The following is a 16,897-nucleotide window of genomic DNA, read 5'->3' as shown; positions in this document are numbered from 1 at the left end:
CGATGGGCTGTCGGGTCACTGCCGGTGGCGCGGCGGCGGGGCCGCCGCGCCTGCACGGATCAGTTGTCTTCCAGTTCCATGTTGATGGCCAGCGAGCGGATTTCCTTCACGAGCACGTTGAAGGATTCCGGCATGCCCGCGACCATCTCGTGCTCACCGTCGACGATGTTCTTGTACATCTGGTTGCGGCCCTGCACGTCATCGGACTTCACCGTCAGCATTTCCTGCAGGGTGTAGGCCGCGCCGTAGGCTTCCAGCGCCCAGACTTCCATTTCACCGAAGCGCTGGCCGCCGAACTGCGCCTTGCCGCCCAGCGGCTGCTGGGTGACGAGCGAGTACGGACCGGTCGAACGGGCGTGCATCTTGTCGTCGACCAGGTGGTTCAGCTTCAGGTAGTGCATGTAGCCCACGGTGGTGTGGCGATCGAAGGCTTCACCGGTGCGGCCGTCGTACAGCTGGGTCTGGCCACTGCTCGGCAGGTCGGCCAGTTCCAGCATGCGCTTGATTTCCGCTTCGGTGGCACCGTCGAACACCGGGGTGGCCATCGGCACGCCGTCGGTCAGGTTGCGGGCCAGGCGCAGCAGTTCCTCGTCGCTGAACTGCGACAGGTCGACACGGTTGGCCACGTTGGTGTCATCGTGGTTGTAGATGTCGTCCAGGAACTTGCGCAGCTCCATCACGGCCGCCTGCGCTTCCAGCATGCCCTGGATCTTGCGGCCCAGGCCCTTGGCGGCCCAGCCCAGATGCACTTCCAGGATCTGGCCGATGTTCATGCGCGACGGCACGCCCAGCGGGTTCAGCACGATGTCCACGGTTTCGCCCGAGGCCATGTACGGCATGTCCTCGACCGGCACCACGTTGGAGACCACACCCTTGTTGCCGTGGCGGCCTGCCATCTTGTCGCCCGGCTGGATGCGGCGCTTCACGGCCAGGAACACCTTGACCATCTTCAGCACGCCCGGAGCGAGGTCGTCACCGGCGGTGATCTTGCCGCGCTTGTCGGCGAAGCGACGCTCGAATTCCTTCTCGTGCGCCTGGATCTGCTTCTGCGCGCGCTCGATGGCTTCCGAAGCGTCCTCGTCCTTCATGCGCAGCACGAACCAGTCAGCCTTCTTCAGGCCGTCCAGGTAGGCGTCGGTGATGGTGTCGCCCTTCTTCAGGCCGGCACCGCCGTTGACCACCTTGCCGACGATCTGCGAACGCAGGCGCATGTAGATCGCCGCTTCCAGGATGCGGAACTGGTCGTCGAAGTCCTTCTTGACGCGCTTGATTTCAGATTCTTCGATCTGGCGGGCGCGCTTGTCCTTCTCGATGCCGTCGCGGGTGAAGACCTGCACGTCGATGACGGTGCCGTCCATGCCCGGCGGCACGCGCAGCGAGCTGTCCTTAACGTCCGAGGCCTTCTCGCCGAAGATGGCGCGCAGCAGCTTCTCTTCCGGGGTCAGCTGGCTTTCGCCCTTCGGCGTGACCTTGCCGACCATGATGTCGCCGGCGCGCACTTCGGCGCCGATGTACACCACACCGCTCTCGTCCAGGCGGTTCAGTGCCTGCTCGGAGACGTTCGGGATGTCGGCCGAGATTTCCTCCGGCCCCAGCTTGGTGTCACGCGCGACGCAGGTCAGTTCTTCGATGTGGATCGTGGTGTAGCGATCCTCTTCCACCACGCGCTCGGAGAGCAGGATGGAGTCTTCGAAGTTGTAGCCGTTCCACGGCATGAACGCGATCAGCATGTTCTGGCCCAGGGCCAGTTCGCCGATGTCGGTGGACGGGCCGTCAGCCAGCACGTCGCCGCGGGCGATGACATCGCCCACCTGGACCAGCGGACGCTGGTTGATGCAGGTGTTCTGGTTGGAACGGGTGTACTTGACCAGGTTGTAGATGTCCACGCCGGCGTCGGTGGCACCGATGATCTCTTCTTCGACCACCTTGACCACGATGCGCGCGGCATCGACCTGCACCACTTCACCGCCACGACGCGCGTTCACGGTCACACCGGAGTCGCGGGCCACGGCGCGTTCGATGCCGGTACCCACCAGCGGCTTCTGCGAACGCAGGGTCGGCACGGCCTGGCGCTGCATGTTGGCGCCCATCAGTGCACGGTTGGCGTCATCGTGCTCCAGGAACGGCACCAGCGCGGCAGCGACCGACACGGTCTGCATCGGCGAAACGTCCATGAAGTGGACTTCCGCCGGCGGCTTCAGCAGCGATTCGCCCTGGAAGCGGCACGGCACGAACTGTTCGGTCAGGATGCTGTCGGCATTGGTCAGGGCGTTGGCCTGTGCAATGACGTACTCGTTTTCCTCGATGGCCGACAGGAACTCGACCTCGTCGTACACCTTGCCGTCCACGACCTTGCGGTACGGGGTCTCGAGGAAACCGTACTGGTTGGTGCGGGCATACACGGCCAGCGAGTTGATCAGGCCGATGTTCGGGCCTTCCGGGGTTTCGATGGTGCAGACGCGGCCGTAATGGGTCGGGTGCACGTCGCGCACTTCGAAGCCGGCGCGCTCACGGGTCAGGCCGCCCGGGCCCAGGGCCGAGACGCGACGCTTGTGCGTGACTTCCGACAGCGGGTTGTTCTGGTCCATGAACTGCGACAGCTGCGAGGAGCCGAAGAACTCCTTGATGGCAGCGGCGACCGGCTTGGCGTTGATCAGCTCCTGCGGGGTCAGGCCTTCGGATTCGGCCATCGACAGGCGTTCCTTGACCGCGCGCTCGACGCGGACCAGGCCCACGCGGAACACGTTCTCGGCCATTTCACCGACCGAACGCACGCGGCGGTTGCCCAGGTGGTCGATGTCGTCGACGACGCCACGGCCGTTGCGGATCTCGGTCAGGACCTTGATCACGTCCAGGATGTCCGAGCTCTGGCCGTGTGCGGCCACCAGGCGCTTGGATTCCTCGTCGTTGCGCTCGCCGAAGTACTTGCTGTCATACAGCACGGCTTCGCCGGTGGTTTCCTTGCGGCCCACGCGACGGTTGAACTTCATGCGGCCGACCGTGGACAGGTCGTAGCGCTCGAAGGTGAAGAACAGGTTGTGGAACAGGTTCTGCGCGGCTTCCTTGGTCGGCGGCTCGCCCGGACGCATCATGCGGTAGATTTCGACCAGGGCTTCGAGCTGGGTCTTGCTCGGGTCGATGCGCAGGGTGTTGGACAGGTACGGGCCACGATCCAGGTCGTTCACCCACAGGGTGCCGACCGCGTCGACGCCGGCCTTGCGGAAGTTCTGCAGCTGTTCGTCGGAGATTTCGTCGTTGGCCTGGGCCAGCAGTTCGCCGGTGGAGGCATCGACGACGTCGTGCGACAGGATGCGGCCGACCAGGTAGTCGTCCGGCACGGCCAGGGCAGCGATGCCCGAGGCTTCCAGCTGCTTGACGTGGCGCGCGGTGATGCGCTTGCCGGCTTCCACGATGACCTTGTCACCGTCAGCCAGGTCGAAGCCCAGGGTTTCACCACGCAGGCGCTCGGGCACCAGCTCCAGCTGGACGCCTTCATCCGGGTTGATGTGGAAGGTGTTGATCTCGAAGAACTCGGCCAGCATCTCTTCGTTGCTGTAGCCAAGCGCGCGCAGCAGGATCGACACCGGCAGCTTGCGGCGGCGGTCGATACGGGTGTACAGCGCGTCCTTCGGGTCGAACTCGAAGTCCAGCCAGGAACCGCGGTAAGGAATGATGCGGGCGCTGTACAGCAGCTTGCCCGAGCTGTGGGTCTTGCCGCGGTCGTGATCGAAGAACACGCCCGGCGAGCGGTGCAGCTGGGAAACGATGACGCGCTCGGTGCCGTTGACGATGAAGGTGCCGTTCTCGGTCATCAGCGGGATTTCGCCCAGATAGACCTCCTGCTCCTTCACGTACTTGATGGCCTTGGTCGACGACTCGCGGTCGTAGATGACCAGGCGCACGGTCACGCGCAGCGGGGCGCCGTAGCTCATGCCACGCTGGCGGCACTCACGTTCGTCGAAGACCGGCTCGCCCAGCTTGTAGCCGACGTATTCCAGGGCGGCGTTGCCGCTGTAGCTGGCGATCGGGAAGACCGACTTCAGCGCGGCGTGCAGGCCGTGGTCCGAGCGCTTGGCCGGATCGACGTTTTCCTGCAGGAATTCACGGTAGGAATCCACCTGGATGGCCAGCAGGAACGGCACTTCGAGAATCGAGCGCTGCTTGCCGAAGTCCTTGCGGATACGCTTCTTTTCGGTGAACGAATAAGTCGTCATGAGGCTTCCACCTTGTTGTGCGGGCCGTGCGTCCACGACCCGAAGGGAACTTGAAATTGTCAGTTGGAAGTCGCTGGTATTGCCGGCACCAGCACGCCTTCTCCCGCTACTTCCAACTGCCAACTCGTCTGCATCCACTCCCCTGCCGCCGCGCGGTGCGCTGGCCGGCCGGGGTCTGACCGCAGCCCGTGTTGGGCTTTTTGCTGCCGTTTTTCACATCCACGCAGGGCGTGGATCTACCACACCGCAACAACGACCAAAGGCCGGGGGCTTACGCCCCCAGCCTTGGCTGCATCGCCGTGAATCGATGACGATGCAAGGGAAGTGCTTACTTGACTTCGACAGTCGCGCCAGCAGCTTCCAGGTCCTTCTTCATCTTTTCGGCTTCGTCCTTCGAAGCGGCTTCCTTCAGGACGCCACCGGCTTCGGCCAGGTCCTTCGCTTCCTTCAGGCCCAGGCCGGTGATGGCGCGGACGGCCTTGATGACTTCGACCTTCTTGTCGCCGGCGGTCTTCAGGGTGACGGTGAATTCGGTCTGCTCTTCAACAGCAGCGGCCGGGCCAGCGGCAGCAGCCACGGCAACCGGAGCAGCGGCGGAGACGCCGAACTTCTCTTCGATGGCCTTGACCAGCTCCATCACTTCCATCAGGGACTTTTCGGCGATGGCGTCGACGATCTGTTCGTTGGTAAGGGACATGATAATTACCTTTGGATGATTTTCTGGATTGAGGTTCCGTCAGGAACCACGATTAGTCGAAACTCAGGCGGTCTCGGCGGCCGGTTCGGCAGCAGCGTCGGCGGCGACGTCGCCACCCCCCTGCTTCTCGCCGATGGCCTTGACGGCGCGGGCGAACATCGTGACCGGCTCGGTCAGGACGCGGGCCAGCATGGCCAGGGCCTGGTCGCGGGTCGGCAGCGAGGCCAGCACGTCGACGTGGCTTGCCGGGAACACTTCACCACCGATGGCGACGACCTTAGCCTTCAGCTTGTCGTTGCCCTTGGCGGCTTCCTTGATCAGGCGACCGGCAGCGCCGGGCTCCTCGAGCGAGAACGCGTACAGCAGCGGACCAACCATCTGGTCCTGGGCCACGGCGAACTCGGTGCCTTCAACGGCGCGCGAAGCCAGGGTGTTCTTGACAACCTTCAAGAAAACACCGGTTTCACGAGCCTGCTTGCGCATCGCGGTCATCTGGGCGACCGTGGTGCCAGCGTATTCGGCTGCGATCAAGGAGTGGGCCTTGGCGGCGACGTCTGCCAGCTCGGCGACTACTTCTTGCTTCTGGGACAGATTGAGAGCCATTGCACTCCTCCAATTGAACTCCGCTTCCGGCTCCTGCCGTGTGCGGTCCTGTGCGGCATCCGTCCTGGACGCCGGGAACATCGGAATGATGTTCCGGGGGGTGGGCCGTTCTAGACCTGGAGTGGGCCAACCTGGGAAACCCAGACGTGCGTGAACCAGAAAAACTCCAGAAGGGCACCATCTACGCAGGGTGATTCCGAAGAATCGATTAAGCGTTCATGGCTGCTCCGGCGGCGACTCCCTGCCAAATCGAGCTTCCGTGCCCGTCGCCGGCATGCCACGACCGCGCCTGCGGTCTTTGACGGCTGACGCCAGCGGTGGACTGCCGGCGACGCCTTCAAATGTGACGGTCACGGGACCCGAAGGTACCGTGACCGCTTGAAACAATTACTTCAGGGTCAGCGACGACTGGTCGACGGTGACGCCCGGGCCCATCGTCGAGCTGACCGAAACCTTCTGCAGGTAGGTGCCCTTCGAGGTGGCCGGCTTGGCCTTGATCAGGTCAAGCAGCAGCGCCTGCAGGTTCGACTGCAGCGCTTCGTTGTCGAAGCTGGCCTTGCCGATGGTGCAGTGGATGATGCCGGCCTTGTCGGTGCGGTAACGGACCTGGCCCGACTTGGCGTTCTTCACGGCTTCGCCCGGGTTGGCCGACACGGTGCCGACCTTCGGGTTCGGCATCAGGCCGCGCGGGCCCAGCACGGTGCCCAGCTTGCCGACGACGCGCATGGCGTCCGGGGTCGCGATGACGACGTCGTAGTTCAGGTCGCCGGCCTGCATCTTCTCGGCCAGGTCATCCATGCCGACGGCTTCGGCGCCAGCGGCCAGGGCTTCGTCAGCCTTGGCACCGGCCGGAGCGAACACGGCAACGCGGACCGACTTGCCGGTACCGGCCGGCAGCACGGTGGAGCCACGGACCTGCTGGTCGGACTTCTTCGCGTCCACGCCCAGGCGCACGGCAACGTCGATCGACTCGACGAACTTGGCCTTGGTGGCGGTCTTCAGGATGTTGATCGCGTCCTCGAAGGCGTACGCCTTGCCCGGAACGACGGCGGCCTTGATGGCCTTCTCACGCTTGGTCTGTGCCATCTTATTAACCCTCCACCACGAGGCCCATGGAACGGGCAGAGCCAGCGATGGTACGCACGGCGGCGTCCAGGTCGGCGGCAGTCAGATCCGGTTCCTTCGCCTTGGCGATCTCTTCCAGCTGCTTACGGGTGACCTTGCCGACCTTCTCGGTGTTCGGGCGCTTGGAGCCCGACGAGATGCCAGCGGCCTTCTTCAGCAGGGTGGTGGCCGGGGTGCTCTTGGTGATGAAGGTGAACGTACGGTCCGAGTAGGCCGTGATGATCACCGGAACCGGCAGACCCGGCTCGAGCTTCTGCGTGGCGGCATTGAAGGCCTTGCAGAATTCCATGATGTTCAGACCGCGCTGACCCAGCGCAGGACCGACCGGCGGCGAGGGGTTGGCCTGACCGGCCTTCACCTGCAGCTTGATGTAACCGACAACTTTCTTTGCCATTTGAGTGCTCTCCGGGTGCTAGCGCCTTTCGACAACAGGCTCCCCATCGGACCGGGAATCACGCGTCCCGGCATCGCGTTTTGAAATCATGCCGAAGGCCACCTTCCGGCGGCCTGGCTCCGCTGACTTCCCAGCGGGGAGCCGCGCACTATATCAGCTTTTTTCTTCACATGCCTGAAGTGGCGCGTGAACGGAAGAAGCCGGGCATTGCCCGGCTTCCTGCCTGACACCGGGCGGACCCGGCGCCTGGATGTACTCAGACCTGCTTTTCGACCTGGCCGAATTCCAGCTCGACCGGGGTGGCGCGACCGAAGATCAGCACCGAGACGCGCAGGCGGCTCTTTTCGTAATTGACTTCTTCGACCACGCCGTTGAAATCGTTGAACGGGCCATCGGTGACACGGACCATCTGGCCCGGCTCGAACAGCACCTTCGGACGCGGCTTCTCGACACCTTCCTGAACACGATTCAGGATGGCCTCAGCCTCGGAATCGGCGATCGGCAGCGGACGATCGGCGGTGCCGCCGATGAAGCCCATCACGCGCGGGGTTTCCTTGACCAGGTGCCAGCTTTCGTTGTCGATGCGCGGAATACCGGCTTCTTCGTGGGTCTCGATCTGGACCAGCACGTACCCCGGGAAGAACTTGCGCTCGGAACGGCGCTTCTGGCCGGCGCGCATTTCGATCACTTCTTCAGTCGGGACCAGCACGTCGCCGAAGCGCTCTTCCATGCCGTCACGCACGATGCGGTCGCGCAGGGCCTGGGCCACCGACTTCTCGAAGCCCGAATAGGCGTGAACTACATACCAACGCTTCATGGGAGTCTCCTTAGCGGCTCAGGAACCACTGGGTCAGCTTCTGGATGACGAAGTCGAAACCACCCAGCAGCAGGCTGAGGATGGTGACCACGACGATCACGACCCAGGTCATGCGGGTAGCTTCCTGGCGCGTCGGCCAGACCACCTTGCGCAGTTCGAAACGCGATTCGGAGAGGAATTCGCGGGTGTCATGCCCCTTGCCGGTCAGCATGAACACGCCGATACCGCCCGCCAGGCCGGCAATCACGGCCAGGGCGCGGATCTGCCCGGACCAGCTGCCCAGGGCATTGGCGCGTGCGCCATCACCGAACCAGAACCAGACGAACAGACCCGCCAGCACCAGCAGCGATGCCACGACGTACTTGACGATGTCCCCGCCGCTGGCGGAGGTGTCCTTGGAATGTTCGATCTTGCTGTTCATCCGGCTCGGTCTGCTTCAGCGGCGCGGGGCCACTTGGAAAAAGGTGGGCAGGTGGCACGCCAGGAGGGACTCGAACCCCCAACCTGCGGTTTTGGAGACCGCTGCTCTGCCAATTGAGCTACTGGCGTACATCAGAAACGTTGCCTTCCCTTAGACGGCGAAGGCGGACCGAGGTTCCCGGCCCGCCAATCGCGTGACCGGCAGCGTTATGCCACCGCCGGCCCTGCAGGCTTACTTGATGATCTTCGAGACCACGCCGGCGCCGACGGTGCGGCCGCCTTCGCGGATGGCGAAGCGCAGGCCTTCGTCCATCGCGACCGGGTTGATCAGGGTGACAACCATCTTCACGTTGTCGCCCGGCATCACCATCTCGACGCCTTCCGGCAGCTGCACCGCACCGGTGATGTCGGTGGTACGGAAGTAGAACTGCGGACGGTAGCCCTTGAAGAACGGGGTGTGGCGGCCGCCTTCGTCCTTCGACAGCACGTACACTTCGCCTTCGAACTCGGTGTGCGGCTTGATCGAACCCGGCTTGGCCAGCACCTGGCCACGCTCGACGTCGTCACGCTTGGTGCCGCGCAGCAGCAGGCCAGCGTTGTCGCCTGCCTGACCCTGGTCCAGCAGCTTGCGGAACATTTCAACGCCGGTCACGGTGGTCTTCTGCACCGGACGGATGCCGACGATTTCGATTTCTTCGCCGACCTTGATCACGCCGCGCTCGATACGACCGGTCACCACGGTGCCGCGGCCCGAGATCGAGAACACGTCTTCCACCGGCATCAGGAACGCCTTGTCGACGTCACGTTCCGGGGTCGGGATCCAGGTGTCCAGGGCGTCGACCAGCTTGATGACGGCCGGCACGCCGATGTCGCTCTGGTCGCCTTCCAGCGCCAGACGGGCCGAACCGGCGATGATCGGGGTGTCGTCGCCCGGGAACTCGTACTTGCTCAGCAGTTCGCGGACTTCCATTTCGACCAGCTCGAGCAGCTCGGCGTCGTCGACCATGTCGGCCTTGTTCAGGAACACCACGATGTACGGCACGCCGACCTGACGCGACAGCAGGATGTGCTCGCGGGTCTGCGGCATCGGGCCGTCAGCGGCCGAGCACACCAGGATCGCGCCGTCCATCTGGGCGGCACCGGTGATCATGTTCTTGACGTAGTCAGCGTGGCCCGGGCAGTCAACGTGGGCGTAGTGACGGGTCGGGGATTCGTATTCGACGTGCGCGGTCGAGATCGTGATGCCGCGGGCCTTTTCTTCCGGCGCGGCGTCGATCGCGGAGTAGTCCTTGAACTCACCACCGAAGCGCTCGGCGCCGATCTTGGTCAGTGCAGCGGTCAGCGTGGTCTTGCCGTGGTCGACGTGACCGATGGTGCCGACGTTGACGTGCGGCTTGGTGCGCTCGAACTTACCCTTGGCCATGGCTGCTTATCTCGAATTCGTCTGGTGTGGTGCTGAAGATGGTGCTCACGAAAGGAATCGAACCTTCGACCTCTTCCTTACCAAGGAAGTGCTCTACCGACTGAGCTACGTGAGCGAGTTGTGCATTATGACATGAACTCGATAATATTCAAAGTTCATTCAATGGAGCGGGAGACGGGAATCGAACCCGCACCATCAGCTTGGAAGGCTGAGGTTCTACCATTGAACTACTCCCGCACCGGGAATGTGCCACAACGTGAAACTGGTGGAGGGAGGTGGATTCGAACCACCGAAGGCGTAAGCCAGCAGATTTACAGTCTGCCCCCGTTGGCCGCTTGGGTATCCCTCCTTACCACCCCATCCCGTTGCCGCCGAAGCGTTGCGGTGTGTGGTGGTGAGCCCGCAATTCTGCTGATGGGCGGGGGGTCTGTCAACGCTTTTTTTCACTTTTTTCACGCGTTTTCGCAAACCCCTTGATACGCAAGGTTATTGCCCTGGCACCGCCAAGGTCTCGCTGGCGAAAATTGCGACATGGGGGATGCCGTCGGCGCCGATCCAGCCCCGATACATGCCCTGCGTGTTGAACGGCGCGGCCATTTTCCCGTCCGCCGACAGCACGATCGCTCCGCCATCGCCGCCCATGCGCGGGATGTCCTCGTTGATGACGCCACGCCCGGCCTGTTCCGGTGTCTGCCCGGCATAGCGCATGCGCGCGCAGATCTCGTGCGCGGCCGCGCTGCGGATGTAGTACTCGCCCCACCCCGTACCGGAGACCGCGCAGCGCGCATCGGCCCAGGTACCGGCGCCGATGATCGGCGAGTCCCCCACGCGGCCATAGCGCTTGTTGGTCATGCCGCCGGTGGAGGTACCCGCTGCCAGGTGCCCCTGCGCGTCCAGCGCCACCGCGCCGACGGTACCGAAATGCCGGGCGGTTTCCAGATCGGCATGTGCCTGGCCGGCGGCCTCCTCCTTCAATGCGCGCTGCAGCTGCTGCCAGCGCTTGTCGGTGCGGAAGTACGAGGGATCGACCAGCGCGATACCCTGCTCCACCGCGAAGGCTTCAGCGCCCTGCCCGACCATCATCACGTGCCTGGATTTCTGCATCACCGCCTGCGCCAGCTGGATCGGGTTGCGCACGCGCTGCACGCCCGCCACTGCACCGGCCGCCTGGGTCGCCCCGTCCATCAGCGCGGCGTCCAGTTCATTGCGGCCCTCGTGAGTGAACACCGCACCCCGGCCCGCGTTGAAGGTCGGATCGTCCTCCAGCACGGTGATCGCTGCGGTGACCGCGGCCAACGCCGGGCGCCCGGCCGCCAGTTCCGCATGCCCCTTCAGCAGCGCCGTACGCAGCGCCTGGCGTGCCGCCTGCTCCTCGGCCGGCGACAGGTCCGGACGCTCCACCCCCGCACCCCCATGAATGACCAGCAACGGCGTGGCCGGCGCGGCCTGGGCGAGCAGCGGCAGGGACAACAGCGCAGCGAGCGCCAAAGGCAGGTTCATCGGGTTCTCCAGCGGAAGTCAGCAGGGAAAGGCCAGGCCCTCCCAGGGAAAGGCGCGGCAGGGCGAGTCAAGCCGGTCCGGGCACGGCGCGCTACAGGCGGGTGACCTCGATGTCACCGTCGACCACGTTCGCGGTGGCCTCGTAATCCGTGTCGGCGTGGAAATCCTGCAGGTTCAGGTGGCCGCCACTGGCTACCACGGTCACCGGTACGGCGTCGAAACGCAGCGGCTCGCCCGCTACCAGCTGGTCGGCATCGCGGCCCGGGCGCACCACCCAGACCTTGCCCTCGCCGTCCAGGCTGCGCACCCGCGCCTGGCCGTCGGGCTCCACGCACAGCGCCGTATCCTCATCGACCCCGATGCCGACCATCTCCGGGTCGCCACTGTCCTGGGCGGCCCGCGCCACGAACACGATCAATCGCCCCAGGCGATCGCGCCGGTCGAAATGGGTGTCGGTCACCACCCGCTGCAGGTACGGCATCTGCAGGAACCCGCTGTCCATGGTCACCGCACTGCCCATCGGATCGGCCATGGCGCCGGCGGACGTGACGCTGCCACCGTCGAGCGCACCATAGGCATAGCCCCCCAGGATGGCCAGGCCGGCGCTGGTGCCCGCGATAGGCTTGCCGGCGCCGACATGGGCATTGAGCGCCCGGTTGAGCGCGGTGCCCTTCCAGAAGCGGATGTAGCGCGACTGGTCGCCACCGGCGATGAAAATGGCATCGGCGGCGGCCACCACGCGCAGGACCGCCGGGTCATTGGCCGCGCGGCGGCTGTCGAAGACCAGGGTCTGCACGGCCGTGGTGCCGCCGATGTCCTCGTAGAGCCGCTCCTGCAGATCATCGCCCCCGGAGGCGCGCAGGATGACCACCCGGCCATTGCCGGCCTGGCGCAGCCACCACTGGAACGCCTCGGGCACCCACTCCCCCCCGCCCATCAGCATCATCGCCGGCGCCCGCGGCCCCGGCCGGGGTGCATCGAGGTCACCGATCTCGTAATAATCGAAGCCGGGCGACTGCAGGTCGCGCGGTTCCTGGGCATGGGCCAGAGGCGCCAGCAGGGCCACCAGCGCCGCCAGTACCAGGCGCTGCCGGAGTCGGCTGATGAAGGGGGTCATCTTGATCTCCCTGAACAAAATCGACTTGCAATCGTTTTCACTCTTTGCCAGATGACGCACCTGTAGTCAAGAGCATAAAAAAGGCGTTAAATGCGCGCGCCCATTCCGGAAATGTGAATGGGGGACAGGGCCCCTCCTCTGCGGGCCGGCTTCATTCCCGAGAATTCCTCATGCGTAGACAGGCGATGGCGTGGTCGATCCAGCTGGCGTTGATGGGCATTGCTGCTTCGGCGGCGGCCCAGGCCCCCGGCTCCTCTTCGGTGCAACAGCTGGACGCGGTCCAGGTGACCGGTTCGCGCATTCCGCGCGCCCAGGTGGAAGGCCCGGCGCCGATCACGGTGATCAACGCCGAGCAGATCCGGGCCAACGGCTTCACCACCGTCCCTGACGTGCTGCGCGCGATGACCCAGAACGGTGGCGAAACGCAGAGCCAGCAGTCCGCCAGCGGGGCGGACTTCTCGCCCGGCGCCCAGCAGGTGGACCTGCGCGGCCTGGGCCCGAACCACACGCTGGTGCTGGTCAATGGCCGCCGCATCGCCGATTTCCCGATGCCCTTCAAGGGCCGCAGCAACTTCACCGATGTCTCCAACATCCCGCTGGCCCTGATCGAGCGCATTGAAGTGCTGACCGGCAGCGCCTCGGCGATCTACGGCTCGGACGCAATCGCCGGCGTGGTCAACTTCATCCTGAAGAAGCAGGTCGATGGCACCACCGTCGACGTGCGCATGGGCACCACCACCGAAGGCGGTGGCGAGTCGTTCAACATGAGCATCGCCAGCGGCTTCAGCCAGGGCCGCTTCAATGCGGTCTACAGCCTGGAGCTGCAGTCGCAGACGCCGTTGTGGGCCTACGAGCGCGACATCCAGGATTCGGCCCAGGACGCGCCGACCGCCAACTCGCGCATCGCGCGCCGGGCCTACCTGCGCACCGACTACAACGACGACTACCTGGACCCGGGCGCGGACACCTGCGCCGCCCTGGCCGGGCAGAACAACGGCAGCACCTACCACGCCTTCCGCCCGCGGTACGGCTGGTACTGCGGCAGCGATGCGTCGATCGGCTACGGCACGATCCTGAACAAGCGCCGCGGCGCCAACGGCTATGCCTCGCTGAGCTATGACTTCGACAACGGCAGCCAGTGGTTCGCCGACGTGCAGCTGGGCTACCACACGCTGTCGCAGTTCCGCGACGTGACCTCCTGGGGCCGCATGGCCGCCGACGGCAATGAGGAAGGCTACTTCCACAACCAGGCCACCGGTGACATCGAATTCTGGCAGCGCCAGTTCTCGCCCGAGGAAATGGGCGGACTGAACAACGGCATGATCCGCAGCACGCAGAAGACCTTCAGCGTGACCACCGGCTTCAAGGGCAAGCTGGGCGAGAACTGGGATTACGAGGCCTCGCTGAGCCATTCGCAGTACCAGTCGCGCATCAGCTGGCCGCAGATCATCGCCGCCAAGGCCAACGACCTGTTCCTGGGCCCGCAGCTGGGCGTGGACGAGGATGATGGCTTCCCGATCTACAACGCCGACCCGGCCCGCCTGTACCGGCCGCTGACCCGTGCCGAGTACGATTCGATCGCCGCGCGCACGGTCTACACGCCCAAGTCGCGCACCGAGACGGCCGCGCTGACGCTGACCAACAGCAGCCTGTTCGCGCTGCCGGGCGGCGATGCCGGCCTGGCCGCCACCGTGGAAGTCGGCCAGCAGGCCTACGCGCTGCATCCCGATCCGCTGGCCACCCAGTACTACTACTACAGCTGGAAGGATTCGGACGGCCAGGGCTCGCGCAACCGCTGGGCAACCGCGGCCGAGCTGCGCCTGCCGGTGGTGGACACGGTCAACGTCAGCCTGGCCGGCCGCTATGACCAGTACCGCTACTCCGGCCACCGCGTCGGCAAGTCCACCTGGAGCGGCGGCCTGGAATGGCGCCCGATCGACAGCCTGCTGGTACGCGGCTCGTACGGCACCGCCTTCCGCGCGCCGGACCTGCACTATGTCTACGCCGGCCCCGGCAACGACGAGACCAGCGCGCAGGATCTGTACACCTGCCGCCTGGAAGAAGCCAGCGACTGCTCCGACTACGACCGCAACCTGATCCGCAGCCGCAACGGCAACCGCGAACTGGGCCCGGAAACCAGCACGTCCTGGAGCGCCGGCTTCGTCTGGTCGCCCGGTTTCGGCCTGGACCTGAGTGCCGACTGGTTCAACATCGACATGCGCAACCAGGTGCAGGACATGGATGTGCGCACGATCCTGGCCAGCGAAGCCGACTGCCGCCTGGGCCAGGCCAGCATCACCTCGCCCACCTGCGTGGATGCGCTGGCACGGGTGACCCGCACCAGCGATGGGCGCCTGTACGGCGTGCACGTGAACCCGGTGAACATCGCCCGCGAAACCACCGCCGGCGTCGACGTGGGCCTGCGCTACCGCCTGCAGACCGGCATCGGCGAGTTCACCCTGAGCGGCAACCACACCTGGGTGAAGAAGCACGATTTCCAGCGCTTCGCCGGTGATGTGACCGAGGACGAGTTCGCGATCAACAGCGGCTTCGACATCCCGCGCACCAAGTCCAGCCTGAGCGTGACCTGGGAGCGCCAGGCCTGGTCGGCCACGGTGTTCGCCTCGCGCCTGGGCAAGCTGCCGACCTCGGACAGCTACGACAAGGTGTTCGACCCGGAGAGCGGCGACAGCCCGTGGATCGGTGCGACCTGGCGCTACAACGCCTCGCTGCAGTACCGCTTCGACGACCACTCGCGGATCAGCCTGTCGGTGGTCAACGTGTTCAACAAGATGCCGCCGAAGGATGCCACGTACACGGCTTACCCGTACTACGACGTGTCCTGGTTCGACAGCGTCGGCCGCCAGATCAACCTGCAGTACACCCACAAGTTCGGCGGCAGTGCACTGTAAGGCGCGCAGCATCGCAGGACGTGGACGACAAGGCCCGCCATTGGCGGGCCTTGTTCGTTCTGGCGGTCATGTGCGCCAACCGAGGTTGGCGACTCCCCCGGGGCGCGCTCTGGCCTGCCGAGGGCGCCTGCGGTTTTCCACACGGCACGTGGAAAGCGATGGGAACTTGGTGTGGACAAGTGGGGATGAGGCTTGTGCCACGGGCATTTCCAGACGCGGTGAATTTTTGTCCAGGCCCGAACGCGGCCCGCCGGACGATGTTCCTGCCGGCCGCAGCAGAACCGCCTCGGCGGTTTTCCACATGCCGCGTGGAAAGTCATGCGGACTTGATGTGGACAAGTGGGTGAAAGCAATGCGCCACAAGCATTTCAGAACGTGGTGATTTTTTGTCCAGGCTGCTGCTCGGATGACAGCCGGGCATCCACAAGGCACTCTGGCCGTCTCTCATGCGTACGTGCACCATGCTCCGCCACCCTCCCCACCTGATCGTTGTCGGCGCCGGCATGCTCGGTGCGTCGATCGCCTGGCATCTGGCGCGGGCCGGCGCCCGCGTGACGGTGCTGGAGCGCGGTGCGGAAGTCGCCGGCGGCATCACCGCGGGCTCCTATGGCTGGGTCGGCAGCAGCAGCATGCTGCCATCCGGAGATCCCAGGCGTTTCCAGCAGGTGGTGGAAGCCCTGCCTGCATTCGATCAGCTGCAGGCCCGGCTGGGCGCGCTGCCGGTCGCTGCCCGCGGTGCCCTGCTGTGGGCCGCCGAGGAGCACGACACGCTGCGCTGGCATGAAGAACTGCATGCGGCAGGACAGGCGGTGAAACTTCTGCACCGGGCGGCGGTGGAGACGGTGCAACCCGGCCTGCATGCCCCGTCTACCGCCATCTGGGCCCCGCGTGATTTCGCGGTGGAACCTGTTCTGCTGGTCCAGCAGCTGCTGAAGGATGCGATGCAGCACGGCGCGCAGGTGCACTGCCAGCGGCAGGTCCTGTCCCTGGTGACGCACGATGCCCGGATCACCGGCGTGCGCACCGCCTGCGGGGTCATCGCTGCCGACGGTGTGGTGCTGGCCTCGGCAATGCAGGCCGGTACGCTGTGCACGCCGCTGGGCATCGCCCTGCCACTGCGGCAGGCACCGGCCGTGCTGATGGACGTTGATGCTCCCGGGGCCGTGTTGCGGCATCTGCTGTGCGCGGCGGACCTGGAAGTGCGACCCGCACTGCAGGGGGGACTGCGGGTTGCCGCCGATGCGCCTGACAACCGCGAGGCGGGCCTGGCGGCCCTCACCCGCTCGACCCGTGACGCCCTCCAGGCCCTGTTTACGGATGACATCCAGGTGCGGCCGCGCTCGGCCGGCCTCTTCGATCGCCCGATGACAATGGACGGCGAACCTGCCTGCGGCTTCGTGCCAGGTTGGGAGGGGCTGTACGTGGCGGTGGCCCATCCCGGCATCATCCTCGCCCCGCAGTTGGGCCAGAAGACCGCGGACGCGCTTCTGCGCCGCTGAGGCCACGCACGGCGCCCTGTGGTTTTCCACACCGCGCGTGGAAAGCGATGGGGGTTTGGTGTGGATAAGCGACCACGAGCCATACGCGGCAATCGTTTCAGGGCATGGCCATTTTTTGTCCAGCCGCATCGGGCGACGCCACACACGCGAACGCCCCGCACAGGGCGGGGCGTCCG

At 65.3% G+C, this 16,897-nt stretch carries 12 protein-coding genes and 4 tRNA genes; 2 read left to right on the top strand and 14 right to left on the bottom strand.

From position 1 onward, the window contains the following. Positions 1-59: 59 nt before the first annotated feature. The 14 genes from rpoB to Q9R17_RS12010 all read right to left on the bottom strand — a co-directional run bounded on the left by rpoB (position 60) and on the right by Q9R17_RS12010 (position 12,310). Entirely contained in the window at positions 60-4,214 is a 4,155-nt protein-coding gene (gene rpoB, locus Q9R17_RS12075; RefSeq protein WP_308154880.1) for a DNA-directed RNA polymerase subunit beta, read from the bottom strand. 328 nt (positions 4,215-4,542) lie between these two features. Continuing rightward, positions 4,543-4,911 (bottom strand): 50S ribosomal protein L7/L12, encoded by a 369-nt coding sequence (gene rplL / locus Q9R17_RS12070; RefSeq protein ID WP_308154879.1) that lies wholly within the window; start codon positions 4,909-4,911, stop codon positions 4,543-4,545. 63 nt (positions 4,912-4,974) lie between these two features. Continuing rightward, positions 4,975-5,514 (bottom strand): 50S ribosomal protein L10, encoded by a 540-nt coding sequence (rplJ, locus tag Q9R17_RS12065; protein ID WP_308154878.1) that lies wholly within the window; start codon positions 5,512-5,514, stop codon positions 4,975-4,977. Positions 5,515-5,901: 387 nt separating this feature from the next. Beyond that, complete coding sequence (gene rplA / locus Q9R17_RS12060; RefSeq protein ID WP_308154877.1) at positions 5,902-6,600, bottom strand: 50S ribosomal protein L1; 699 nt, start codon at positions 6,598-6,600, stop codon at positions 5,902-5,904. A 4-nt stretch (positions 6,601-6,604) separates the two neighbouring features. Then, a complete protein-coding gene (gene rplK, locus Q9R17_RS12055) occupies positions 6,605-7,033 on the bottom strand; it encodes a 50S ribosomal protein L11 (RefSeq protein ID WP_004145248.1) in 429 nt (142 codons plus the stop codon). 256 nt (positions 7,034-7,289) lie between these two features. Further along, positions 7,290-7,850 carry a transcription termination/antitermination protein NusG gene (gene nusG / locus Q9R17_RS12050; RefSeq protein ID WP_308154876.1) on the bottom strand — a complete coding sequence of 187 codons (561 nt, stop codon included), beginning with the start codon at positions 7,848-7,850 and terminating at the stop codon, positions 7,290-7,292. 10 nt (positions 7,851-7,860) lie between these two features. Beyond that, positions 7,861-8,271, bottom strand: a complete 411-nt coding sequence (gene secE, locus Q9R17_RS12045; RefSeq protein ID WP_308154875.1) for a preprotein translocase subunit SecE — start codon at positions 8,269-8,271, stop codon at positions 7,861-7,863. A gap of 52 nt (positions 8,272-8,323) precedes the next feature. Next, positions 8,324-8,399: transfer RNA gene (locus tag Q9R17_RS12040), tRNA-Trp, on the bottom strand. A gap of 103 nt (positions 8,400-8,502) precedes the next feature. After that, positions 8,503-9,693 (bottom strand): elongation factor Tu, encoded by a 1,191-nt coding sequence (tuf, locus tag Q9R17_RS12035; protein ID WP_308154874.1) that lies wholly within the window; start codon positions 9,691-9,693, stop codon positions 8,503-8,505. A 39-nt stretch (positions 9,694-9,732) separates the two neighbouring features. Further along, a tRNA-Thr gene (locus tag Q9R17_RS12030) sits at positions 9,733-9,808 on the bottom strand. A gap of 48 nt (positions 9,809-9,856) precedes the next feature. Continuing rightward, positions 9,857-9,930: transfer RNA gene (locus tag Q9R17_RS12025), tRNA-Gly, on the bottom strand. Between the two features lie 26 nt (positions 9,931-9,956). Further along, positions 9,957-10,042, bottom strand: a tRNA-Tyr gene (locus Q9R17_RS12020). 137 nt (positions 10,043-10,179) lie between these two features. Next, on the bottom strand, positions 10,180-11,193 hold the full coding sequence (locus Q9R17_RS12015; protein ID WP_308154873.1) for an isoaspartyl peptidase/L-asparaginase: 1,014 nt from the start codon (positions 11,191-11,193) through the stop codon (positions 10,180-10,182). A 91-nt stretch (positions 11,194-11,284) separates the two neighbouring features. Further along, complete coding sequence (locus tag Q9R17_RS12010; protein WP_308154872.1) at positions 11,285-12,310, bottom strand: cyanophycinase; 1,026 nt, start codon at positions 12,308-12,310, stop codon at positions 11,285-11,287. A gap of 170 nt (positions 12,311-12,480) precedes the next feature. On the opposite strand from Q9R17_RS12010, the gene Q9R17_RS12005 reads away from it, so the two are divergent. Both Q9R17_RS12005 and Q9R17_RS12000 read left to right on the top strand, forming a co-directional pair. After that, positions 12,481-15,222, top strand: a complete 2,742-nt coding sequence (locus Q9R17_RS12005; RefSeq protein ID WP_308154871.1) for a TonB-dependent receptor — start codon at positions 12,481-12,483, stop codon at positions 15,220-15,222. Between the two features lie 461 nt (positions 15,223-15,683). Continuing rightward, positions 15,684-16,721, top strand: coding sequence for an FAD-dependent oxidoreductase (locus Q9R17_RS12000; RefSeq protein ID WP_308154870.1), 1,038 nt, complete (start codon positions 15,684-15,686; stop codon positions 16,719-16,721). Positions 16,722-16,897: the final 176 nt, after the last annotated feature.

The organism is Stenotrophomonas sp. 24(2023) (genome assembly GCF_030913365.1).
GTDB lineage: Bacteria > Pseudomonadota > Gammaproteobacteria > Xanthomonadales > Xanthomonadaceae > Stenotrophomonas.
Note: the sequence above shows the minus strand (reverse complement) of the source record. Positions and strands in the feature narration are given on the sequence as shown.

Coding starts and splice junctions, on each gene's coding strand:
- Q9R17_RS12005 (WP_308154871.1), top strand. CDS start 12,481: ATGCGTAGACAGGCGATGGCGTGGTCGATCCAGCTGGCGTTGATGGGC.
- rplJ (WP_308154878.1), bottom strand. CDS start 5,514: ATGGCTCTCAATCTGTCCCAGAAGCAAGAAGTAGTCGCCGAGCTGGCA.
- tuf (WP_308154874.1), bottom strand. CDS start 9,693: ATGGCCAAGGGTAAGTTCGAGCGCACCAAGCCGCACGTCAACGTCGGC.
- rplL (WP_308154879.1), bottom strand. CDS start 4,911: ATGTCCCTTACCAACGAACAGATCGTCGACGCCATCGCCGAAAAGTCC.
- rplK (WP_004145248.1), bottom strand. CDS start 7,033: ATGGCAAAGAAAGTTGTCGGTTACATCAAGCTGCAGGTGAAGGCCGGT.
- rpoB (WP_308154880.1), bottom strand. CDS start 4,214: ATGACGACTTATTCGTTCACCGAAAAGAAGCGTATCCGCAAGGACTTC.
- Q9R17_RS12000 (WP_308154870.1), top strand. CDS start 15,684: ATGCTCCGCCACCCTCCCCACCTGATCGTTGTCGGCGCCGGCATGCTC.
- secE (WP_308154875.1), bottom strand. CDS start 8,271: ATGAACAGCAAGATCGAACATTCCAAGGACACCTCCGCCAGCGGCGGG.
- nusG (WP_308154876.1), bottom strand. CDS start 7,850: ATGAAGCGTTGGTATGTAGTTCACGCCTATTCGGGCTTCGAGAAGTCG.
- rplA (WP_308154877.1), bottom strand. CDS start 6,600: ATGGCACAGACCAAGCGTGAGAAGGCCATCAAGGCCGCCGTCGTTCCG.
- Q9R17_RS12015 (WP_308154873.1), bottom strand. CDS start 11,193: ATGAACCTGCCTTTGGCGCTCGCTGCGCTGTTGTCCCTGCCGCTGCTC.
- Q9R17_RS12010 (WP_308154872.1), bottom strand. CDS start 12,310: ATGACCCCCTTCATCAGCCGACTCCGGCAGCGCCTGGTACTGGCGGCG.